We start from the raw sequence: 17,659 nt of genomic DNA on the forward strand, positions 1-17,659 counted from the left end.
AGGAGCGTGAAAAAGCCCGCCGCGTCTACGTCGTCTGCGCCGTCTACGTCCAGTGATCCAGCAAGCACGAACAAGGCTGCTCGTCCTGGTGGTTCGGAAAACCGCTTGCGCCACCTGCGCACGAGGATGCTGGAGTACTGGCGTTCGTCGCTGCAGGTGCGTTTGATCGTCTCGATCTTCGTGTCCTCACTGGTGGTCATGCTGGTGCTGGCTTTCGCGTTGATCTCGGTGATCACCCAGCGCCTGGTGGATCAGAAGCTCGATGTTGCCAGCCAGGAAATTGACCGTGCTCGTTTTGCCGTCGAACAGCAAATTAACGCCACCGGCTCAGCCAATAGTGTGCAAGTGCGTATCACCTCGGCGCGCGCATCTATTTCTCATTCCAGTAGTGAATCCAGTGATGCATCGGCCATCTATGACACCATCATCGTTGTCGATAACGGCGATGGCTCTTTGACGACGGCGCCAGAAGGTTTCCGTGTGCCCGCGGAGCTACGCAGGTATGTCTCTGAGGGGCACGTTTCTTATCAGTTCACCCCGGTGGAGCGTGCCGACGGCACGGTCTATGACGCGCTGCTGATTGGTTCACCGACCCAATCCGATATTCCGGGCGCCCAGGTGTATCTGGCGCTGTCGATGGAATCAGAAGCATCCACCATGGCGTTGCTACGCGGTCTGCTGTCTACTGCGGGGGTAGTCGTGCTGGTGCTGTTGGTGGGGATTGCATGGTTGGCCACCCAGCAGGTGATTGTGCCGATTCGCTCCGCGTCGCGTACTGCGCAACGCTTGGCTGGAGGGCATTTGCGCGAACGCATGGTCGTCGAGGGCGAGGACGAGATGGCACGGTTAGCGATGTCGTTTAATGACATGGCCGATAAGCTGGTGCGCCAGATTAACCAGCTGGAAGAATACGGCGATTTGCAGCGTCAGTTCACTTCAGATGTTTCGCACGAATTGCGCACGCCCTTGACGACGGTGCGCATGGCCGCGGACATGATCGCTTCTGATGCAGACTCGCTGGCCCCGCACACGCGCCGTGCGACGGAGCTGATGACCCGCGAGCTCGATAAGTTCGAAGACTTATTGGGTGATCTGTTAGAGATTTCGCGGCACGATGCCGGGGTGGCTGATTTGTCTGAAACCCAGATTGATGTGCGCTCAAGCTTGGATGCTGCGTGGAACCAGGTGGAGCACTTGGCGGATAAATTAGACGTCAAGGTCTCCTTTTTTGGTCTTGACGACGCTTTGACTATCGCCGGTGATTCTCGTCGGATCGAGCGGATTTTGCGTAATTTGCTGGCTAATGCGATTGACCATTCGGAAGGCAATCCAATCCGGGTGATAGCCGGGTCGAATGAGCACGCGATTGCGGTGCTGGTTGCCGACCAAGGCGTGGGGCTCAAAGACGGCCAGGAAGATCTGGTGTTCAATCGCTTCTGGCGTGCGGATGTGTCGCGTAAGCGGCATTCCGGTGGCACCGGTTTGGGATTGGCGATTGCCCGCGAGGATGCGCAGTTGCATGGCGGGATATTGGATGCTGTTGGCGAATTAGGCGTGGGCGCGACGTTCCGGCTGGTGCTGCCACGGACCCCGCGCGGTGAGGTAGATCCGGCGCCGCTGGAGCTGGTAGTTGCGCCCGATGTCCCGGAGTCAGCGACAGGCGAAAAGAGCGCGGATAGTGAGAAAACTACCAGCGCAGGGCATGAGGATGACCGTGATGATGCAGAAGATGATGCAAAATAAGCAGCGTAGGCAGCGATTCGTCGGCAACCAGAGCCTGTATGTTGTGCGCCGTGGCGCTCTCGCGGTAGTGGTAGCTGGCAGCCTGGGGTTTGTGGCGGCGTGCAGTTCGTTGCCTCGGGATACTGGCCCGCAGGCGCTGCGCCCGTTTGAGGATTCAGCAAATCCGGACGATGATATGAATATTGGACCAACCGACGGGCAAGAACCGGATTTGTTGCTGCGTGATTTTTATCGCGCGTCGGCAAGCCCGGACGGTGACTATCGTGCGGCGAAGCGTTATCTCACCGATAATGCGAAAAGCAATTGGCAGCCGCACCACGATGACATGTTGATCGTCGATCGCATCGAATTCAATACCGCGTCGGGGCCGTCGGATTCTGCGAAGCGGAAGTTTAATGTGCGCGGTACCGTCATCGGCAAGCTAGGCGATGGTGGAAAATATCTGCCCGAAGATGGTTTGTATGAGACCAGCGTGGAAATGGAACTGGTTGATAATCAGTGGCGGATTTCGTCCTTGCCGTCCGGTGTCGTGATTGAGCGGAATGAATTGCGAAACCAGTACCAGCCGCAGTCGCTGTATTTCTTTGATTCGACTGGCAGCGTGTTGGTGTCTGACCGGCGCTGGTTGTATTCGCAGCAAGAGTCGTTGGGGGCGTCACTGGCGACGATGCTGGTTGCAGGGCCGTCGTCGCGTTTGGCCCCTGCGACGAAGGATTATGTTCCGGAGGATGCCACGTTTTTGGGCATTGATGAGGGCACCTACAAGTTCTCTGGGATGTCCTCGATGAGCACTGAGCAGCGCATGCAGTTTGCCGCGCAGCTGGTGTGGACGTTGGCGACAGCTTCGGTGCCGGGCCCGTATTCGGTGTTGATCGACGATGTTCCGGTCCGCGATGGTTTAGAAACGCTGTCCACCGACGATTTTGCCGGGCTGAACCCGAAAGCCTCGTCGGATGGCGTGAGTCCGTTGTATGCGTTGGCGAATGGTTCTTTGGTGCGGGTTGCATCTGACCAGCGGGTGCCGCTTGACGACGCCGCTGGTGAGCTGACAGATGTCAGTGCCGCGGATATTGGCGTTGATGGCACGGTTGCGGTGGTGCGTTCGCGCGGTGCTGGGACGGCGCAGTCTGCTGGAGGGGGAGAATCGCAGCTGTTTGTTGGCGAGCTGGATGGAACACTGGAAGAAGCATTGTCCAGCGAATTCATCACCCGCCCAACGCTGGAGCGCGGTGGTGGCGCGGTGTGGGTAGCTACCCAGGATAAACAGGTCGTGCGTGTGGTCCGTTCGACGACGTCCGGTGAGCTGTCGACCGATAAGGTTGATACTTCTGCGCTGGAGGAGATTGACGGCGAGATTTCTGTGCTGCGGTTGTCTAATAGTGGTGCCACAGCGGCGATGATCATCGACGGCCATGTGTATACCGGTGTAGTGCAACACACCACGACCGGTGAGCGCAAGATCGTGAACGTGCATGAGATGGCCACCGAAATCGGTGGTACCGCGTTGAGTTTGGATTGGCAGCCGGATGGCTCGTTGTTGGTGGGGACGTCTGCGGCTGATACGCCGGTGTGGCGTGTAGAACAGGATGGCTCGGCGGTGTCGTCGTTGCCGTCGGGGAATGTGACTGCACCGGTGGTGGCCGTAGCGGCGTCTGGGTCAACGCTATATATCACTGATGCGCATGCGACACTGCAGCTTCCAGCCAGTGGCAGCGAGACATCGTTTTGGCGCGAAGTACCTGGTTTGCAGGGGCAGCGTTCGGTTCCTGTGGTGGCGAACTAGCCGGCTGACAACAATGTGGGGGATCATGTCGAAATTTCGTCGTCACGCTGATCGCGCCGGTTTCGTCGAGCTGGTTTTACCCAGCTCGTGCGCCGGCTGTGGTGCGCCCGGACAGCTGCTGTGCCGGAATTGCCGCGTGGTACTGGCCCAGCCGCCGCGACGCATCACGCCGCGAGCTGACGTCCTCGCCCCTGTGTATAGCTGCGGTGGTTATGGAGGCCCACATCGCGAAGTCATCTTAGAAATGAAAGAACGCAATAACCGTGCAATTCGTCCGCACATTGCTGCGGTTTTACAGGCAGCATTGGAAACCTTGCAAGCGCGCGGGGAGTTTTCGCATCGTGTGGTGTTGGTTCCAGCCCCCACTCGTGCGCGCTCAGCCAGGCTGCGCGGCGGTGACCCAATGACACAGTTGTGTCTGGGTAGTGGATTTCCGGTCATCGAAGCGGTATGCCTGGCGTCGTCGATGCCGGATCAGTCTGGGCTCAACCGTGACGACAGGTTGCACAACGTTCGCGGCAACGTGCAGTTGGTGCGCCCGGTACCACGCGGGGCCGAGGTGGTGGTTGTCGATGACGTGATAACCACCGGGGCAACACTGGCCGCGACCGTCGACACGCTCACGTTCGCTGGTGCGGATGTTGCTGGGTGTGTGGTTTTGGCGGCTGCATAAAGCTAGGAGGTGCTACGAGAAGCTAGGAAAGCTCTGAAAACTTTTTCCAATTAAGCGCTAATTCCCAGTCCAAACCCAGGTCAAACTAGTTCGCGGTTGATACAATAAAGGTAGAGCAACCGAGATGAAAGGGAAAGATTACAGTTATGACTTTCGACGTAAATAACGACGCTCAAGCCCCAGAAGCCCAGGTCACCATCACCGGCCGCAATGTTGAGGTGCCGGAGCACTTCGCCGAGCGCGTTAACGCAAAACTCTCCCGCATCGAAAAGCTGGACCCTACGCTGACGTTCTTCCATGTGGAGCTGAAGCAGGAGCAGAACCCTCGTCGTGAGGATCAAGGCTCCCGCATTCAGATCACCGCCACGGGCAAAGGGCACCTGCTGCGTGCTGAGGCTAAGGAAGATTCCTTCTACGCTGCTTTGGAAACCGCACTCCAGAAAATGTCCCGTAGCCTGCGTAAGGTCAAGGTTCGTCGTGAAGCCGCCAAGTCTGGCCACCGCGCACCAAAGGGTACCGGTGAGCTAGCAGCTGAGATGGTTGCAGCAGCGAAAGCTGAGGCCAAAGAACAGGCACAGCAGTCGAAGTACGATGTTGACCCATATGCTGATTCCGTTGAGGACATCGAGCCAGGCCAGGTTGTCCGCGAAAAGGAGCACGCTGCTGTTCCGATGAGCGTTGATGATGCCTTGTCCGAAATGGAACTGGTGGGACACGATTTCTACCTGTTCATCAACGCCGAAAACAACCGCCCGTCGGTGGTGTACCGTCGCCACGCCTTTGACTACGGCTTGATCTCTCTGACCGAAGGCGACGAGAGCTAATCGCTACCACAGCGAATTAACAGCTGGCGTATCGTCAGCTACCTTGCCCGCCCAGGCCGATGATTCCCAAGTGTGTTGCTCATTAACATCGGCCTAGGGCAATTTTTTGTTGCTGCGCGCGTAGAATAGCCCAGAGCAAAAACTATTCGTGATTTTAAAGGATGGCACACCTGTGTTTGGACTTTCTAAGCTTCTCCGGGCTGGCGAAGGCAAGACCGTCAAACGCCTGAAGAAAATCGCCCAAGACGTCATGGCACTCGAAGACGAGTACGCCGCACTGTCTGACGAGGCACTGAAGGACAAAACGGGCGAATTCCGGAAACGACTAGCCGACGGCGAAGACCTCAACGACATCATGCTCGAAGCATTCGCGGTGGCCCGTGAAGCCTCGTGGCGCGTGTTGGACCAGAAGCACTTCCTGGTGCAGATCATGGGCGGCGCCGCCCTGCACTTCGGCAACGTCGCAGAGATGCGCACCGGTGAGGGTAAAACCCTGACCTCCGTTCTCCCGGCCTACCTCAACGCGCTGGAAGGCAAGGGCGTCCACGTCGTCACGGTCAACGACTACCTGGCTAAGCGTGACGCCGAAATGATGGGACGTGTGCACCGCTGGCTGGGCCTGGAAGTGGGCGTGATCCTTTCACAGATGCGCCCCGAAGAACGCCGCGAAGCCTATGCTGCGGACATCACCTACGGCACCAACAACGAGCTTGGCTTCGATTACCTGCGCGACAACATGGTGCGCCAGTTGAAAGACGCCGTGCAGCGCGGGCACAACTTCTGCATTGTCGACGAGGTGGACTCGATTCTTATCGACGAAGCCCGTACCCCGCTGATCATTTCCGGTCCCGTTGACGGTAGCTCGCAGTACTATTCCGTGTTCGCCCAGCTTGCACCACGCATGCGCGAAGGCAAACACTACGAAGTCGATCACCGCAAGCGCACCATCGGTATCAGTGAAGACGGCGTCGAATACGTCGAAGACCAGCTGGGTATCGACAACCTCTACGCTCCAGAGCATGCGCAGTTAGTGTCGTTTTTGAACAACGCACTGAAAGCCAAAGAGCTATTTGTGCGCGACAAGGACTACATTGTCCGCGAAGGCGAAGTCATGATCGTCGACGGCTTCACCGGCCGTGTCTTGGCTGGTCGCCGCTTCAGCGAAGGCATGCACCAGGCGATCGAGGCAAAAGAAAAAGTCGAGATCAAAAACGAAAACCAGACTTTGGCGACGGTCACGCTGCAGAACTACTTCCGTTTGTACGACAAGATCTCCGGTATGACCGGTACTGCAGAGACCGAAGCCGCCGAGCTGAACTCGATTTATAAACTGGACGTCGTTCCGATCCCGACGAACAAACCAAACCAGCGTGTGGATCACTCCGACCGCATCTACAAAACGCAGGAAGCAAAGTTCTCTGCGGTCGTGGAAGACATCGCCGAACACGTTGCTGCCGGCCAACCCGTCCTGGTGGGTACTACCTCGGTGGAACGCTCCGAATATTTGTCGCAGCTGCTCAAGCGCAAGGACATCGAGCACAACGTCCTGAACGCGAAATACCACGAAGAAGAAGGCAATATTATTGCGCGTGCCGGCCTACCGGGCAACGTCACCGTCGCAACGAACATGGCTGGCCGTGGTACCGACATCGTGCTGGGCGGTAATCCCGAGGTCATTCTCGATATGCGTCTGCGTCAGCGCGGCCTAGATCCTTTCGACGACGAAGAGGCCTACCAGGAAGCCTGGGACAACGAAATCGAAGACGAAAAGGCGAAAAGCAAACGCCGCGGCGACGAGGTTCGTGAATCCGGTGGCCTATACGTGCTGGGTACCGAGCGCCACGAATCCCGTCGTATCGATAACCAGTTACGGGGGCGTTCCGGCCGCCAGGGTGACCCTGGGGAAACCCGGTTCTACCTGTCCATGCGCGATGAGCTGATGGTGCGTTTCGTCGGCCAGTCCATGGAAAACATGATGAACCGCCTCAACGTGCCAGATGATGTGCCGATTGAGGCGAAGATGGTCTCGAACTCCATCAAGGGTGCGCAGGCGATGGTAGAAAACCAGAACTTCGAGATGCGCAAAAACGTCCTGAAGTACGACGAGGTGCTCAACGAGCAGCGCAAGGTCGTCTACCAGACCCGCCACGAGATCCTGACCTCACAGGATATTTCTAGCCACGTGCGCACGATGATCGACGACACCATCGGTGCCTATGTATCGGGTGCTACTGCCGTCGGCTACGTCGAAGACTGGGATCTCGACGAGCTCTGGAACGCCTTGAATACCCTGTACGAGCCAACGATTAGCTGGCAGGGTCTGGTCGACGGCACCGAATACGGTTCCAAGGGCGAGCTCAGCGCAGACCAGCTTCGCGACGCCGTGATCGCCGATGCGCAGAAGGAATACGATGAGCTAGAAAAAGCCGTCACCGAAATCGGCGGCGATGAGCAAATGCGTAACACCGAGCGCATGATCATCCTGCCGGTCATCGACCAGAAATGGCGCGAGCACCTTTATGAGATGGACTATCTCAAAGAGGGCATCGGCTTGCGTGCCATGGCTCAGCGCGACCCGCTGGTGGAATACCAGAAGGAAGGTGGCGACATGTTCAATGCCATGAACGAGGCCATTAAGGAAGAAACCGTGCGCCAATTGTTCATGCTGCGCAAGCGCTTTGCGCAGCAGGGCGAACAGCAGACTGACCCTGGCACGCCCATCCAATCCGCCGGTGGTGGCGGTGCAACCAACAGCGTGATGGGCGGCTAGAACCCTGTGGGGTGCCGGGCTCACGCGGAAGGGTGCCGGACTGGTTAAGCAGCCAGCACCCGCAAGCTCACCAATTGTTCGTTCCCGCACACCGCGGTGAAGCCGTAGCGGGAACGGGCGTTCGCGGGTCCAATGAGTGCAGTGCCGAACAACTCCCAGCTATCGGGCTGCGTTGACGACGGCCTGCTGTGCAGTGATTTCACCGCCACTGGGCCAGATAATCTTGTGCTGGACAATCCCTTGTTGTGTTCGGCGCGGGCCTTGCGCTGTTGCGCGCCGATATGAATGCGCACCGCTGGCCCGAAGCGTTTGGTACGGATCTGGTGCTCGGGACGCAACCCGCTTAGCACCTCCAACGCTATTTGCAGCAACGGTGCAAATTGGTGCAAAACATCGATATCGGTCTCGCTGGTATCTGGATTGCGGTCGGGCTCGTCTGGAATATATACGCGCAGGTGCGCATAACCCGGTATTGCAGCGAGCATGAAATCCCTCCCCCGGAATACTACTGAAACAGGTATTGTGTCCAGTGTGCCTGGCCGAATGCGGCCTGTGTGGAAGTATGGAGAAAAGTGCCATACCTGCCCAAAAACTAGGGTAGTGCGTAGGGCAAGTAGAACGAAAAAATCGGGCAAAAGGAAGAAAATATATGCGTGGACTAATCCTGGACTACACGGGAGTATTAGACGGTTCCGAAGAAGACCAGCGTCGCTGGCGCAACCTATTAGGTGCAGCCCGCTCCAACGGTGTTGCCACCGCGATTTTGTCGAACCATCCCGGTGGGCCGGAGGCAGAATCGATCCGGGAATGGGAATATCGCGGCATTGTCGATGCTGTGCTGCTGTCCGGAGAAATTGGCATGGAAAAACCAGAGATGGGCGCGTTCCAGCACGCCGCCGCCGCCATGGACTTGCCATTGAATGACTGCGTCATGGTCGACGACGGCATTGATAACGTGCGCGCCTCTGTCGGCTATGGCATGGTGGGCGTGCTGTATACCCAGTTCGACCGCTCCGGGGTGGAAGTGCAAGCCATTTTCGATATTGACGGAGAATTCTAAAATGCGGATTTATCTGCCCGCGACGTTCAGTTTGCTCAAACAATGCGCCGAAGACGGCGAATTCCCAGCCCAAGGCGGTTGGGCTTTCGCGGTGACCGACGGATTGCGCGATTTTTTTGATTCTGGTGAGGAAGAAGAAATCGCCATGGTGGCCTTTGATTCTGCGGCGGAGGCTTCGCTGCGGCTGCTGACCGTCGGCGATTCTGAGCTGCCGCACCGCCGTGTGGTGATATCCGCCGATGTGCCAGATGCGTCCTGCATCCCGGACCCGGAGATGGGTGAGCCGGTGATCAAGCTGGATCCAGCCGTGATTGACGTGCGGGATTTCGCCGCTATTCACATGGATGTTGCAGATGCCGAAGAAGCCACAGCTAAAGCCATTACACTGATCGATGCCGCTGATCTGGGTGACGAAGATGCCGAACTCGCCGTTGGCGATGCGCAAGACAACCTGATGGCTTATTACGACGCCAACGAGCTCAATGCCTTAGTGCAGCTAAGCAACTAATTTTTTCCCGGGGAATTTCGCTCGGAAACTCCGCCGCGGGATTTTCGCCCGGGGAGCCTGTAGGCCTGTAGCCCCGGGAGCTTAGTTTTCCCAGTCGACATTGCTGCGCAGCGCCTCAAGTAGGCGACGCATGGCGTCCCGCCGGTTGCGGGTGGCGGCAAGGCTGGGATCATTCTCGTCGATCTCGTCGAGTGCACATTCTGGATCCGCGGGTGGGCCGCTATGTGAGCACCCACGCGGGCATTCCTCGGTGATCTCATCGAGATCGTCGAAAACCTCCAGCACGGTATCGGCGTCTACGTGGGCCAAACCAAACGAACGGATGCCCGGGGTATCAATCAACCAGCCAGCTGGCTGAGAAGCCCCGCGCGCGTCGGCAAGCGTTTCGGGTAGGCGTAATGCCACCGATTGCGTCGAAGTATGGCGGCCGCGTCCAATGGCTGATACCTCGCCGGTCGCCCGGTCTGCATCCGGAACCAGCCGGTTGACCAGGGTGGACTTGCCGACGCCCGAGTGGCCAATGAGCGCTGTTCGGTGTCCTGCCACCAGCTGCGAGACTTCGTCGAGCTCGTCGGAAGTGCCCGCGCACACCACCGTGATATCCAAATCGGCAAATTGCGCGGCAAACTCGCTGGGATCTGTAAGATCCGTCTTGGTCAAACACAAAATCGGTCTGATATTACCCACGAAGGCGGCGATGAGCGCACGCTCCACAAACCCGGTGCGCGGCGGGGGATCAGCCACCGCTGTGACGATCAGCATCTGATCCGCATTCGCGACCACGATGCGCTCATAAGGGTCAGTATCATCCGCGGTGCGCCGCAGCACAGAACTACGCTCGGCGAGTTTCACGATGCGCGCCAGAGTATCTTTTTTCCCCGAGGTATCACCGACCACGCCGACGCGATCACCCACTTCAATCGGGGTGCGGCCGAGTTCACGAGCGCGCATGCACACGACGTCTGGGCCATCGTCTAACGCAACGGTCCAGCGGCCCCGGTCTTTGCCAATGACCATCCCGAACACCGCATCTTTGTGGCTCGGCCGGTTTTTCGTCCGCGGCTTCGAGCCTTTCCCAGGGCGGGTTTTGACGTCGGATTCGTCCCAATCTCGCCTGGCCATCTACGACACCATCTTTTCCCACATCTGGGCAAAACCCGGAAGTGTCTTCGATGTGGTGTCGATATTTTCCACCTCGATACCGGAAACGCGCAGGCCGATGATCGCACCGGCGGTGGCCATGCGGTGATCGTGATACGAGTGCCATTGCCCGCCATGCAGCTGCGCCGGACGGATGAGCAAACCGTCGGCACGTTCTGCACAATCGCCACCCACGCGGTTGATCTCGGTGGCTAACGCGGCCAGCCGGTCGGTCTCGTGCCCGCGCAGGTGGGCGATACCGTACAACTTTGATGGGGTGCTGGCCAGCGCTGCCAGAGCGGCGACGGTGGGGGTGAGCTCGCCGATATCTCCCATATCCAGGTTGATACCGCGCAGCTGACCGTCGGACGGGCCAGTCACGCGCAACTCGCCAGCTGCAGTATGTTCCGCTGAATCCTGTTCTGCACTAATAAACTCGACCTCACAGCCCATTGCTTCCAAGATCGGGCGGATCTCAGCACCAGGCTGGGTAGTGGCAGCTGGCCACTGCGGGATGGTCACGGTGCCGCCGGTTACCGCAGCGGCGGCCAAAAATGGTGTGGCATTGGACAGGTCGGGCTCAATCTCCCACGTACCACCCCGGATCGGGCCTGGGTGGACGCGCCACTGGTTTTCGGACACATCCACGCGCACCCCGGCAGCACGCAGCATCTCCACGGTCATGGTGATATGCGGCATGGATGGCAAAGAATCACCAACGTGACGCACCGTCACCCCGTCGGTATAACGAGCCGCCGAGAGCAACAAACCAGAAACAAACTGCGAGGAAGCAGAAGCATCAATCTCGACGACGCCGCCAGCCGGGATACCAGAGCCGATGATGCGAAACGGCAAATGCTCGCCGTCCACCGCAATGCCAAGGGAACGCAGGCCATCCAGCAGCGGGCCAATTGGGCGGGCCCGGGCTTGTTCGTCGCCATCAACGGCCACCGTGCCGTCGGCAAGCGCCGCCAGAGGCGGCAAAAAACGCATGACCGTTCCAGCCAGACCGCAGTCGATGGTGGCGGGCTGCAGCGGGGCCGGTTCTACGGTGATGGCCTCTGGCGACTCAGTGACACCCACGCCCATCGCGCGCAAAGCCTGCGCCATCAGCTGGGTATCGCGCGAGTGCAACGGCCGCAGAATCGTCGAGGGGCGATCAGCTAAACTAGCCAGTACCAAGGCGCGATTGCTCAAAGATTTTGACCCTGGAATCGCCTGCACATGCGAAACCGGGTGCGTGGCATACGGGGCAGCCCAGAAATTGCTCATAAGCGCCATGATAATAGACAGCGCCGGAAAGGATACGTGGATGAGAGCGGAGCTTTACGACGAACCGGCAGCCGGTGCGTCGGTGCGAACAGCCGAGCACACCAGCCAGCAACCGTCGGCAAGCGCCACCGCATCGGCAAACACCGGATTTGAAGAACTCGCACTGCCATTATTGGATCAGCTGTATGGCGGGGCGCTGAAAATGACGCGCAACCCGCAAGACGCGGAGGATCTGGTGCAAGAAACCTACCTCAAAGGTTTCCAGAACTTTGCAAAGTTCACCCCAGGCACCAACCTGAAGGCCTGGTTATACCGGATCATGACCAATACTTATATCAACAGCTACCGCAAAAAGCAGCGCCAGCCGCAACAAACCAGCGCCGATGAACTCACTGATGGGCAGCTCTACACCAGCTCCGAGCACGATTCTGCCGGGTTGGTCTCTGCGGAGGTCGAAGCACTCGCTGCGATGCCCGATGCCACGATTGCCGCGGCGCTTAATGATCTGTCCGAAGATTACCGGCGCGTGGTGTACTACTCCGATGTGGTGGGCCTGGCGTACAAAGAAATCGCCGAGGTACTGGATATTCCGCTAGGAACGGTGATGAGCCGGCTCAATCGTGGAAGAAAAAAGCTGCGCGAAGCGTTAAAGGAAGTGGCCGCCGATCATGGCATTGCCGCGGCACAGGCAGCAGTGCAAGAATCGGCTGACAAAGCAGCGAACAGCAAAGAAGGTGAGCGCTGATGCAACGATGGAATGCGCATGAGAGTGCGGACAATCACGATGCAGACAGCTATGGTGGAGAAACGTACGCGCCCTGCGGGTGCAGCCCCCAGCGAGTTAATTACCTCGTGGGGTTGCTCATCGACGGCGCGGAAAATGGTGCGCTGAACTCCGCAGAGCTGCAGGACGCTCGGGCGGAACTTGCCTCGTGCGAGCTGTGTTATAAGCGGCTGGAACAAGAAGAACGGTTCCGTGCGTTGCTCAATCGCTGTTGTTCCGCGGTCGATGAAGGCTCCGACGATACCGCGCCGCGGAGCCTTCGGGAGCGGATTATCGTCTCAATTCGCACGGAGCAAACGACGGTGCGCACCAGCCGACGCAGGTATTAGGGGATTAGGGTATTAGCGGCCCGGAATTTTCGGCAGCCAAGCAATAAAAGAAGGCATCACCCGCGAGGTGCAGGGTGATGCCTTCTTCTTTTGTCGCAGCGCTCCAGCGGCTCTAAGCCCAGTACAACACTAGGGCCCAGTACAACACTCAGGCCGATACCGGATACGGGCAGCTAGAGCGCTCGGCTGTTAGCCAGCGCCTGGACGCTTACCGCGGTTAGCGCCTTTCTTGCGACGGTCTTTACGCTTACGACCACGCTTGCTCATTGTGATCACTCCTTATTCAATAGGAACGGGCTGCCCACACTATACTAGCCAATCCTGCACATAGGGTAGACCAGTAGGTAGTTGCTTTGCCTAAGGATCCTAGGCCGTGGACTTTAGGCGGCGGTGGACCTTACGCCGTGGAATTTCAGCTATGGACCTTAGGCGCTGACGCGGGCGCGGCGTCCCCGATTGCGCTTGCGCTTGAGTGCGCGGCGTTCTTCTTCGGACATGCCGCCCCAGACGCCGGCGTCCTGACCAGTTTCCAGGGCCCACTGCAGGCAATCATTGGTGACAGGGCAGCGGTTGCACACCAGCTTTGCCTTCGCCACCTGGGTCAGCGCTGGGCCGGAGTTGCCAACTGGGAAAAACAGTTCTGGATCTTCGTTGCGGCAGATTGCTTCGTGGCGCCAATCAGACATTCTGTGTACTCCTTGTGGTTGCAGTCGGGGGAATGAATGGGAATCCATGAGAATTCTCAGTGAGGAAGACCTGTTGAGGAAAACCTGTTTCAGGAAAACCTCTGCGGTGCTACCGGCTGGGATCGCACTCCGGTTGGTGCCGGGCGTGTTCATGCGCCCGGAAGCTGCGCTTTGTGCGCAACTAACTGTTGCGATGCGCTGGGCATCGTCCGGGGTTGTGCCGGGTTAGCGGCCTGGGTTGTCGCTATGAACGAATAATGACATGAATAAAAGATGAATGCTAGGGGTCGGGAGTAAATAGTGAGTTAAATCATGTATTAGTAATGAATGTTTAACCACAAAATGATGGTGTAAATCGCTAATATTCAGCTTTCTCACAGCTTTCTTGCCGACGGTGAACTGCGCAGATGCGATAATCGTGAAAAGAGTTGCCAATAATGTTTCGTCAAATCATAGTGTCGCTCGCGTAGCGAAACTGTAGAATACGGGGCGTGAAATCATCGTCGGAAAAGCCAGAAGCACCACTGCAGCCACCTGCAACCATGAAGTTTGCGTCGTTGATTGCGGTGGTGCAGTCCGCGATCGCGCTGATTTTTGCTGCCGTGTTGATCTGGCGCAGAATCATTAACGCGGAAAACGACAGCGTAGTATCCGATGCTGCCTCCGCGAATTGGATCGGGGCGGGCACCGCTGGATTCATCTTCATTATTTTCGGCACCATCGTCGCCGCCGCGGTCTCACAATATCGGGGTAAACGCTGGGGACGTGGGCCCATCGTCTTATTGCAGGTAATACTCGCGGCATCGTCGTTTCAGATGATGTCCGGTGGAGCCGTGTTTTTCGGCATCTTCATTCTCGCCTCGGCACTGATCGCATTGATGATGATCTTCCACCCACAATCGAATTCGTGGATGGAGCTGCATCACCACTCCCGTGGCTAACCGTGCAGGTGGCCTGCGTTATTTCAGAACCACGAGCTCGATGCCACGCTTTTCGACGAGATGCTCACCCGCCACTGCGAGTGATACCGGCCCGTCATAATCCCCGCGATCCAGCGGGATGGTGCGCTCAATCTCGCCGGTATTCCAATTGACCACGCTAATGCCGAACTCCGTAGGGACCAACGCTTTGCCGTCTACGGCAACTCCGGTCCCCAGAGCTGGGTCAATGATGTGCTCGACCGCCAGTTCATTTGGCGTAAAGAAGTAGAGGCGGTGCCCGTCGAACCAGGTCATGTGGTGTGGAAGATCAGCGGTTGCTGCGGCAGAAAAAGCCTGTATCGGGGCAGCCGGTTTGACGTGACGCTGGCTGGTGCGTGTGCCGTCGCTGTGAAAAGACATCAGTTCTGGTTTTTCACCAGGTATATAGACCGCCGCAGCTTCCTGGCCCACCGCTACCACATGTGCATTGGGATGTTCCAGCCCGATGCTGGAATCGATTTCTGGCACGCGCGAGTCTTCCGGGGTTGCTTGCTGCAGGCGCAACACGCTGTGATCGGTATCGTCCGGGCAATGCTCGACGACTGCCAGTAATTCTGTGCGGGTCAACGCCGAATGAATAGTACACTGCGCATACGGTTGGCTGCCCGGTTCCTGCGGAGCCTCGACTGCGCCGTATTCCACCGTGCGCACCAGATCCGAACGCCATAATTCGACGCGCTCTGGCGAAACCGTGCCCACGCGGTCATTGGAACGAATCGTGGCAACCTCGTCCGGTGCCACTGCAGATCGGGTCGCATCGTAGTTGCCCGTCGCAGCATCGAGCGCGACGACATCGCCGCAGCCTGCAGCGTTGCGATACGTCAGCACTACAGAATCCCACGCAGCGGCGATGCTGCACAACGGATACTCGCGGGAATACTCCCAGTACGGGTCGGGTGCTGAACTAGGCTGCTCATGATCGTCGGCAAGAGTTTCTGGTGCGTATGCACGGACAATGTGGCGTCCGTCCTGCTCCTCGTAGGTAATGACCAACCCTGCGGCGACTACCGGTGCTGCCGCCGCAGCGACCGCAGGTTCCAGAGCATCGCCCGGTAGCGGTGCAGAATGCAGGCGCGCAACCTCGGTAAATTCATCCGGGATGGTCTCCCGCGGTGCCGGTGGCTCGTAGGCGTGTTCAGCAACAATTGCCTCACTCTTGCGGATTGATGCGCCCGCATACACAATCAGCACCGCGGCAACCGAAATGATGCTTAACGCCGCGATGACCACCACATCAGTGCGTGTACGCCGCAGCAGGCGTGTCGACTGCGGCGCCATCAACGGCGTGACCTTTGTCGCGGCTTACGGGGCTGGGCCTGGTCGCGGTGTTTTTTCGGATCAACTCCAATGACTGTTGTGGGGGCGCCGACTTTATTGCTGATGCCTGCGGGCAGGTCGAAGGCGTCGGCAAGTTCTGGCGAAGTAGAAAACCACTCAGGAGGCTGCGGCTGGCCCAAGGCAAGCTCATCGTTAATCACGCGCCATTTCCCGATTTCTTCCAGCCCGACCAGCGACACTGCGGTACCGGTTTTGCCCGCGCGCCCAGTCCGGCCGATGCGGTGGACGAAGGTCATGGCGTCGTCGGGAAGGTGATAGTTGATGACATGGGTAATCGAATCGATATCGATACCGCGTGCGGCAACATCAGTGGCAATGAGCACGTCGACAGCACCAGAACGCAAAGCATGTAAGGCCTTTTCCCGTTGCGGCTGGTTAAGGTCACCGTGGACAGCCGCGACACCGAAACCGAGCTCCGCGAGATCCTGGGCTAAAAATGCGGCCGAGCGCTTGGTGCGGGTAAAAACCACTGCTTGTTCGCGGCTCGGGCTTTGCAGGATCCGGGACACCACCGCGAGCTTGTCCAGTTGGTGGGCCTGAAAAACCACCTGCCGGGTGCTGGTATGCGTGGCGGTTGCCGTAGGGTCCTCGGCGTGAATATGGATGGGCTTGTGCTGGAATTTCCGGGTCAGAGCCTTGATTTCGCCGGGCATCGTCGCCGAAAACAACATGGTCTGTAAACGGCGGTTGCGGGGCGCGGACGCCGGGGCGGGCGTAGGTTGGAGAGCCTGGAAAATACGCTCGATATCCGGTAAAAACCCCAGGTCCAGCATCTCGTCGGCCTCGTCAAGCACACAGATTGCCACGAGGTGCAGCATCAGGTTGCCGCGCTGTGCAAGATCTAACAAACGCCCGGGAGTGCCGATGACGACGTCGACGCCGCGCTCGAGCTGGCTGATCTGATTGTCGATGGAGCTACCGCCGTAAATCGTGAGTGTGCGCACCGGGGTGTGCCGCGCGGCGCGCGTGAGATCAGCACCGACTTGGATTGCTAATTCACGCGTGGGCACAATCACCAACGCACGCGGTGTGCCGTCGAGTTCGGGAATATCCGCGTCATCGAAGACTCGGTCCAGCAGCGGAACCCCAAATCCAAGAGTTTTTCCCATGCCGGTACGGGCTTGACCGATGAGATCCTTGCCGTCTAATGCCAGCGGCAGGGTAAGTTCTTGGATCGCGAACGTGTGGTGGATGTTGTCGTCGGCAAGAGCCTCGCAGATTTCCGCAGCCACGCCCAATTGTGCAAACGTAGGCGTCGTTGACTGGGGGGAAGTATTGCGGGAAGACACTCCTTAATACTAACGCGGATGGACGGGCATAGATATACAGCGCGTTGGATCGTGCATGGGTGCGACTGTGCATGCGCGCGAACTTGACTAGGATATGGCACAGGACAACGCATGCAGTGTGCTGGAAACGTTGGCATTGTGGATTCACCGTGAGGGATGCACTGCAAGCGTTTCAGGCGTATGGATTGCATGCTGATAACAACCGATAGCAATCGAAAGGTGTATAGCAAGCGTATGAATATCAAGATCGGTTTGATTGAATCGCCTCGTGAACTGGTGATTAATTCTGAGCTCTCCCACGACGAAGCAGTGAAGCTCGTCAAAGACGTATTGGGTAAAGCCGATGATGTCGTCGAATTGGCGGATGCCAAAGGCCGCAAGTACCTGGTGCGCACCAATGCGATTGCGTATGTCGAGGTCGGTAGCGGCGAACAGCCGGTCGTCGGCTTTGGCGGTGCCTAAATAAATACTCTGCTGTAG

The 17,659-nt window shown here is 58.1% G+C and carries 18 protein-coding genes; 11 read left to right on the forward strand and 7 right to left on the reverse strand.

All coding sequences use genetic code 11. The annotated features are described in order from the left end of the window. Positions 1–6: 6 nt before the first annotated feature. The 5 genes from mtrB (at position 7) to secA (ending at position 7,793) form a co-directional block, all read left to right on the forward strand. The gene (mtrB, locus tag ACP8MI_RS02800) at positions 7–1,743 is read left to right on the forward strand and encodes an MtrAB system histidine kinase MtrB (RefSeq protein ID WP_018120991.1); all 1,737 of its coding nucleotides are present in this window, start codon (positions 7–9) and stop codon (positions 1,741–1,743) included. Further along, the gene (gene lpqB, locus ACP8MI_RS02805) at positions 1,718–3,526 is read left to right on the forward strand and encodes an MtrAB system accessory lipoprotein LpqB (RefSeq protein ID WP_337891687.1); all 1,809 of its coding nucleotides are present in this window, start codon (positions 1,718–1,720) and stop codon (positions 3,524–3,526) included. Before mtrB ends, lpqB begins: the two co-directional genes overlap by 26 nt. 25 nt (positions 3,527–3,551) lie before the next feature. Then, positions 3,552–4,199, forward strand: a complete 648-nt coding sequence (locus ACP8MI_RS02810; protein ID WP_239212185.1) for a ComF family protein — start codon at positions 3,552–3,554, stop codon at positions 4,197–4,199. Positions 4,200–4,345: 146 nt separating this feature from the next. Then, positions 4,346–5,023: a ribosome hibernation-promoting factor, HPF/YfiA family gene (gene hpf, locus ACP8MI_RS02815; protein WP_018120994.1), complete on the forward strand. Its 678-nt coding sequence runs from the start codon at positions 4,346–4,348 to the stop codon at positions 5,021–5,023. 172 nt (positions 5,024–5,195) lie between these two features. After that, on the forward strand, positions 5,196–7,793 hold the full coding sequence (secA, locus tag ACP8MI_RS02820; RefSeq protein ID WP_249606386.1) for a preprotein translocase subunit SecA: 2,598 nt from the start codon (positions 5,196–5,198) through the stop codon (positions 7,791–7,793). Positions 7,794–7,837: 44 nt separating this feature from the next. Here the strand turns inward: secA and ACP8MI_RS02825 are convergent, their stop codons facing one another. Continuing rightward, the gene (locus ACP8MI_RS02825; protein WP_249606387.1) at positions 7,838–8,278 is read right to left on the reverse strand and encodes a hypothetical protein; all 441 of its coding nucleotides are present in this window, start codon (positions 8,276–8,278) and stop codon (positions 7,838–7,840) included. A 164-nt stretch (positions 8,279–8,442) separates the two neighbouring features. Between ACP8MI_RS02825 and ACP8MI_RS02830 the strand changes: the two genes are divergently transcribed. Together ACP8MI_RS02830 and ACP8MI_RS02835 are read left to right on the forward strand one after the other, a co-directional pair. Then, entirely contained in the window at positions 8,443–8,853 is a 411-nt protein-coding gene (locus tag ACP8MI_RS02830; protein WP_018120997.1) for an HAD family hydrolase, read from the forward strand. Between the two features lies 1 nt (position 8,854). Next, positions 8,855–9,361, forward strand: a complete 507-nt coding sequence (locus ACP8MI_RS02835) for a DUF6912 family protein (protein ID WP_249606388.1) — start codon at positions 8,855–8,857, stop codon at positions 9,359–9,361. An 81-nt stretch (positions 9,362–9,442) separates the two neighbouring features. On the opposite strand, the gene rsgA is transcribed toward ACP8MI_RS02835, so the two are convergent. Both rsgA and aroA read right to left on the reverse strand, forming a co-directional pair. Continuing rightward, complete coding sequence (gene rsgA / locus ACP8MI_RS02840; protein WP_249606389.1) at positions 9,443–10,483, reverse strand: ribosome small subunit-dependent GTPase A; 1,041 nt, start codon at positions 10,481–10,483, stop codon at positions 9,443–9,445. Further along, the gene (gene aroA, locus ACP8MI_RS02845) at positions 10,484–11,773 is read right to left on the reverse strand and encodes a 3-phosphoshikimate 1-carboxyvinyltransferase (RefSeq protein ID WP_284590004.1); all 1,290 of its coding nucleotides are present in this window, start codon (positions 11,771–11,773) and stop codon (positions 10,484–10,486) included. It lies immediately after the preceding gene. Positions 11,774–11,813: 40 nt separating this feature from the next. On the opposite strand from aroA, the gene ACP8MI_RS02850 reads away from it, so the two are divergent. Together ACP8MI_RS02850 and ACP8MI_RS02855 are read left to right on the forward strand one after the other, a co-directional pair. Then, positions 11,814–12,518, forward strand: coding sequence for a sigma-70 family RNA polymerase sigma factor (locus ACP8MI_RS02850; protein ID WP_018121001.1), 705 nt, complete (start codon positions 11,814–11,816; stop codon positions 12,516–12,518). Next, positions 12,518–12,886, forward strand: coding sequence for a hypothetical protein (locus ACP8MI_RS02855; RefSeq protein WP_018121002.1), 369 nt, complete (start codon positions 12,518–12,520; stop codon positions 12,884–12,886). The genes ACP8MI_RS02850 and ACP8MI_RS02855 overlap by 1 nt, the downstream gene beginning before the upstream one ends. Before the next feature lie 189 nt (positions 12,887–13,075). On the opposite strand, the gene ACP8MI_RS02860 is transcribed toward ACP8MI_RS02855, so the two are convergent. After that, positions 13,076–13,153 (reverse strand): 50S ribosomal protein bL37, encoded by a 78-nt coding sequence (locus tag ACP8MI_RS02860; protein WP_375544301.1) that lies wholly within the window; start codon positions 13,151–13,153, stop codon positions 13,076–13,078. Positions 13,154–13,311: 158 nt separating this feature from the next. Continuing rightward, entirely contained in the window at positions 13,312–13,572 is a 261-nt protein-coding gene (locus tag ACP8MI_RS02865; protein WP_018121003.1) for a WhiB family transcriptional regulator, read from the reverse strand. 491 nt (positions 13,573–14,063) lie between these two features. Here ACP8MI_RS02865 and ACP8MI_RS02870 point away from each other — a divergent pair, with 491 nt between their 5' ends. Next, on the forward strand, positions 14,064–14,513 hold the full coding sequence (locus ACP8MI_RS02870; protein WP_018121004.1) for a hypothetical protein: 450 nt from the start codon (positions 14,064–14,066) through the stop codon (positions 14,511–14,513). An 18-nt stretch (positions 14,514–14,531) separates the two neighbouring features. On the opposite strand, the gene ACP8MI_RS02875 is transcribed toward ACP8MI_RS02870, so the two are convergent. Next, positions 14,532–15,830 (reverse strand): Rv3212 family protein, encoded by a 1,299-nt coding sequence (locus tag ACP8MI_RS02875; protein ID WP_284590003.1) that lies wholly within the window; start codon positions 15,828–15,830, stop codon positions 14,532–14,534. Further along, positions 15,830–17,179, reverse strand: a complete 1,350-nt coding sequence (locus tag ACP8MI_RS02880) for a DEAD/DEAH box helicase (protein ID WP_147578659.1) — start codon at positions 17,177–17,179, stop codon at positions 15,830–15,832. Before ACP8MI_RS02880 ends, ACP8MI_RS02875 begins: the two co-directional genes overlap by 1 nt. 234 nt (positions 17,180–17,413) lie before the next feature. Here ACP8MI_RS02880 and ACP8MI_RS02885 point away from each other — a divergent pair, with 234 nt between their 5' ends. Next, positions 17,414–17,641, forward strand: coding sequence for a DUF3107 domain-containing protein (locus tag ACP8MI_RS02885; RefSeq protein ID WP_249606392.1), 228 nt, complete (start codon positions 17,414–17,416; stop codon positions 17,639–17,641). Positions 17,642–17,659 lie beyond the last annotated feature (18 nt).

It is taken from the genome of Corynebacterium sp. LaCa_70 (assembly GCF_058182015.1).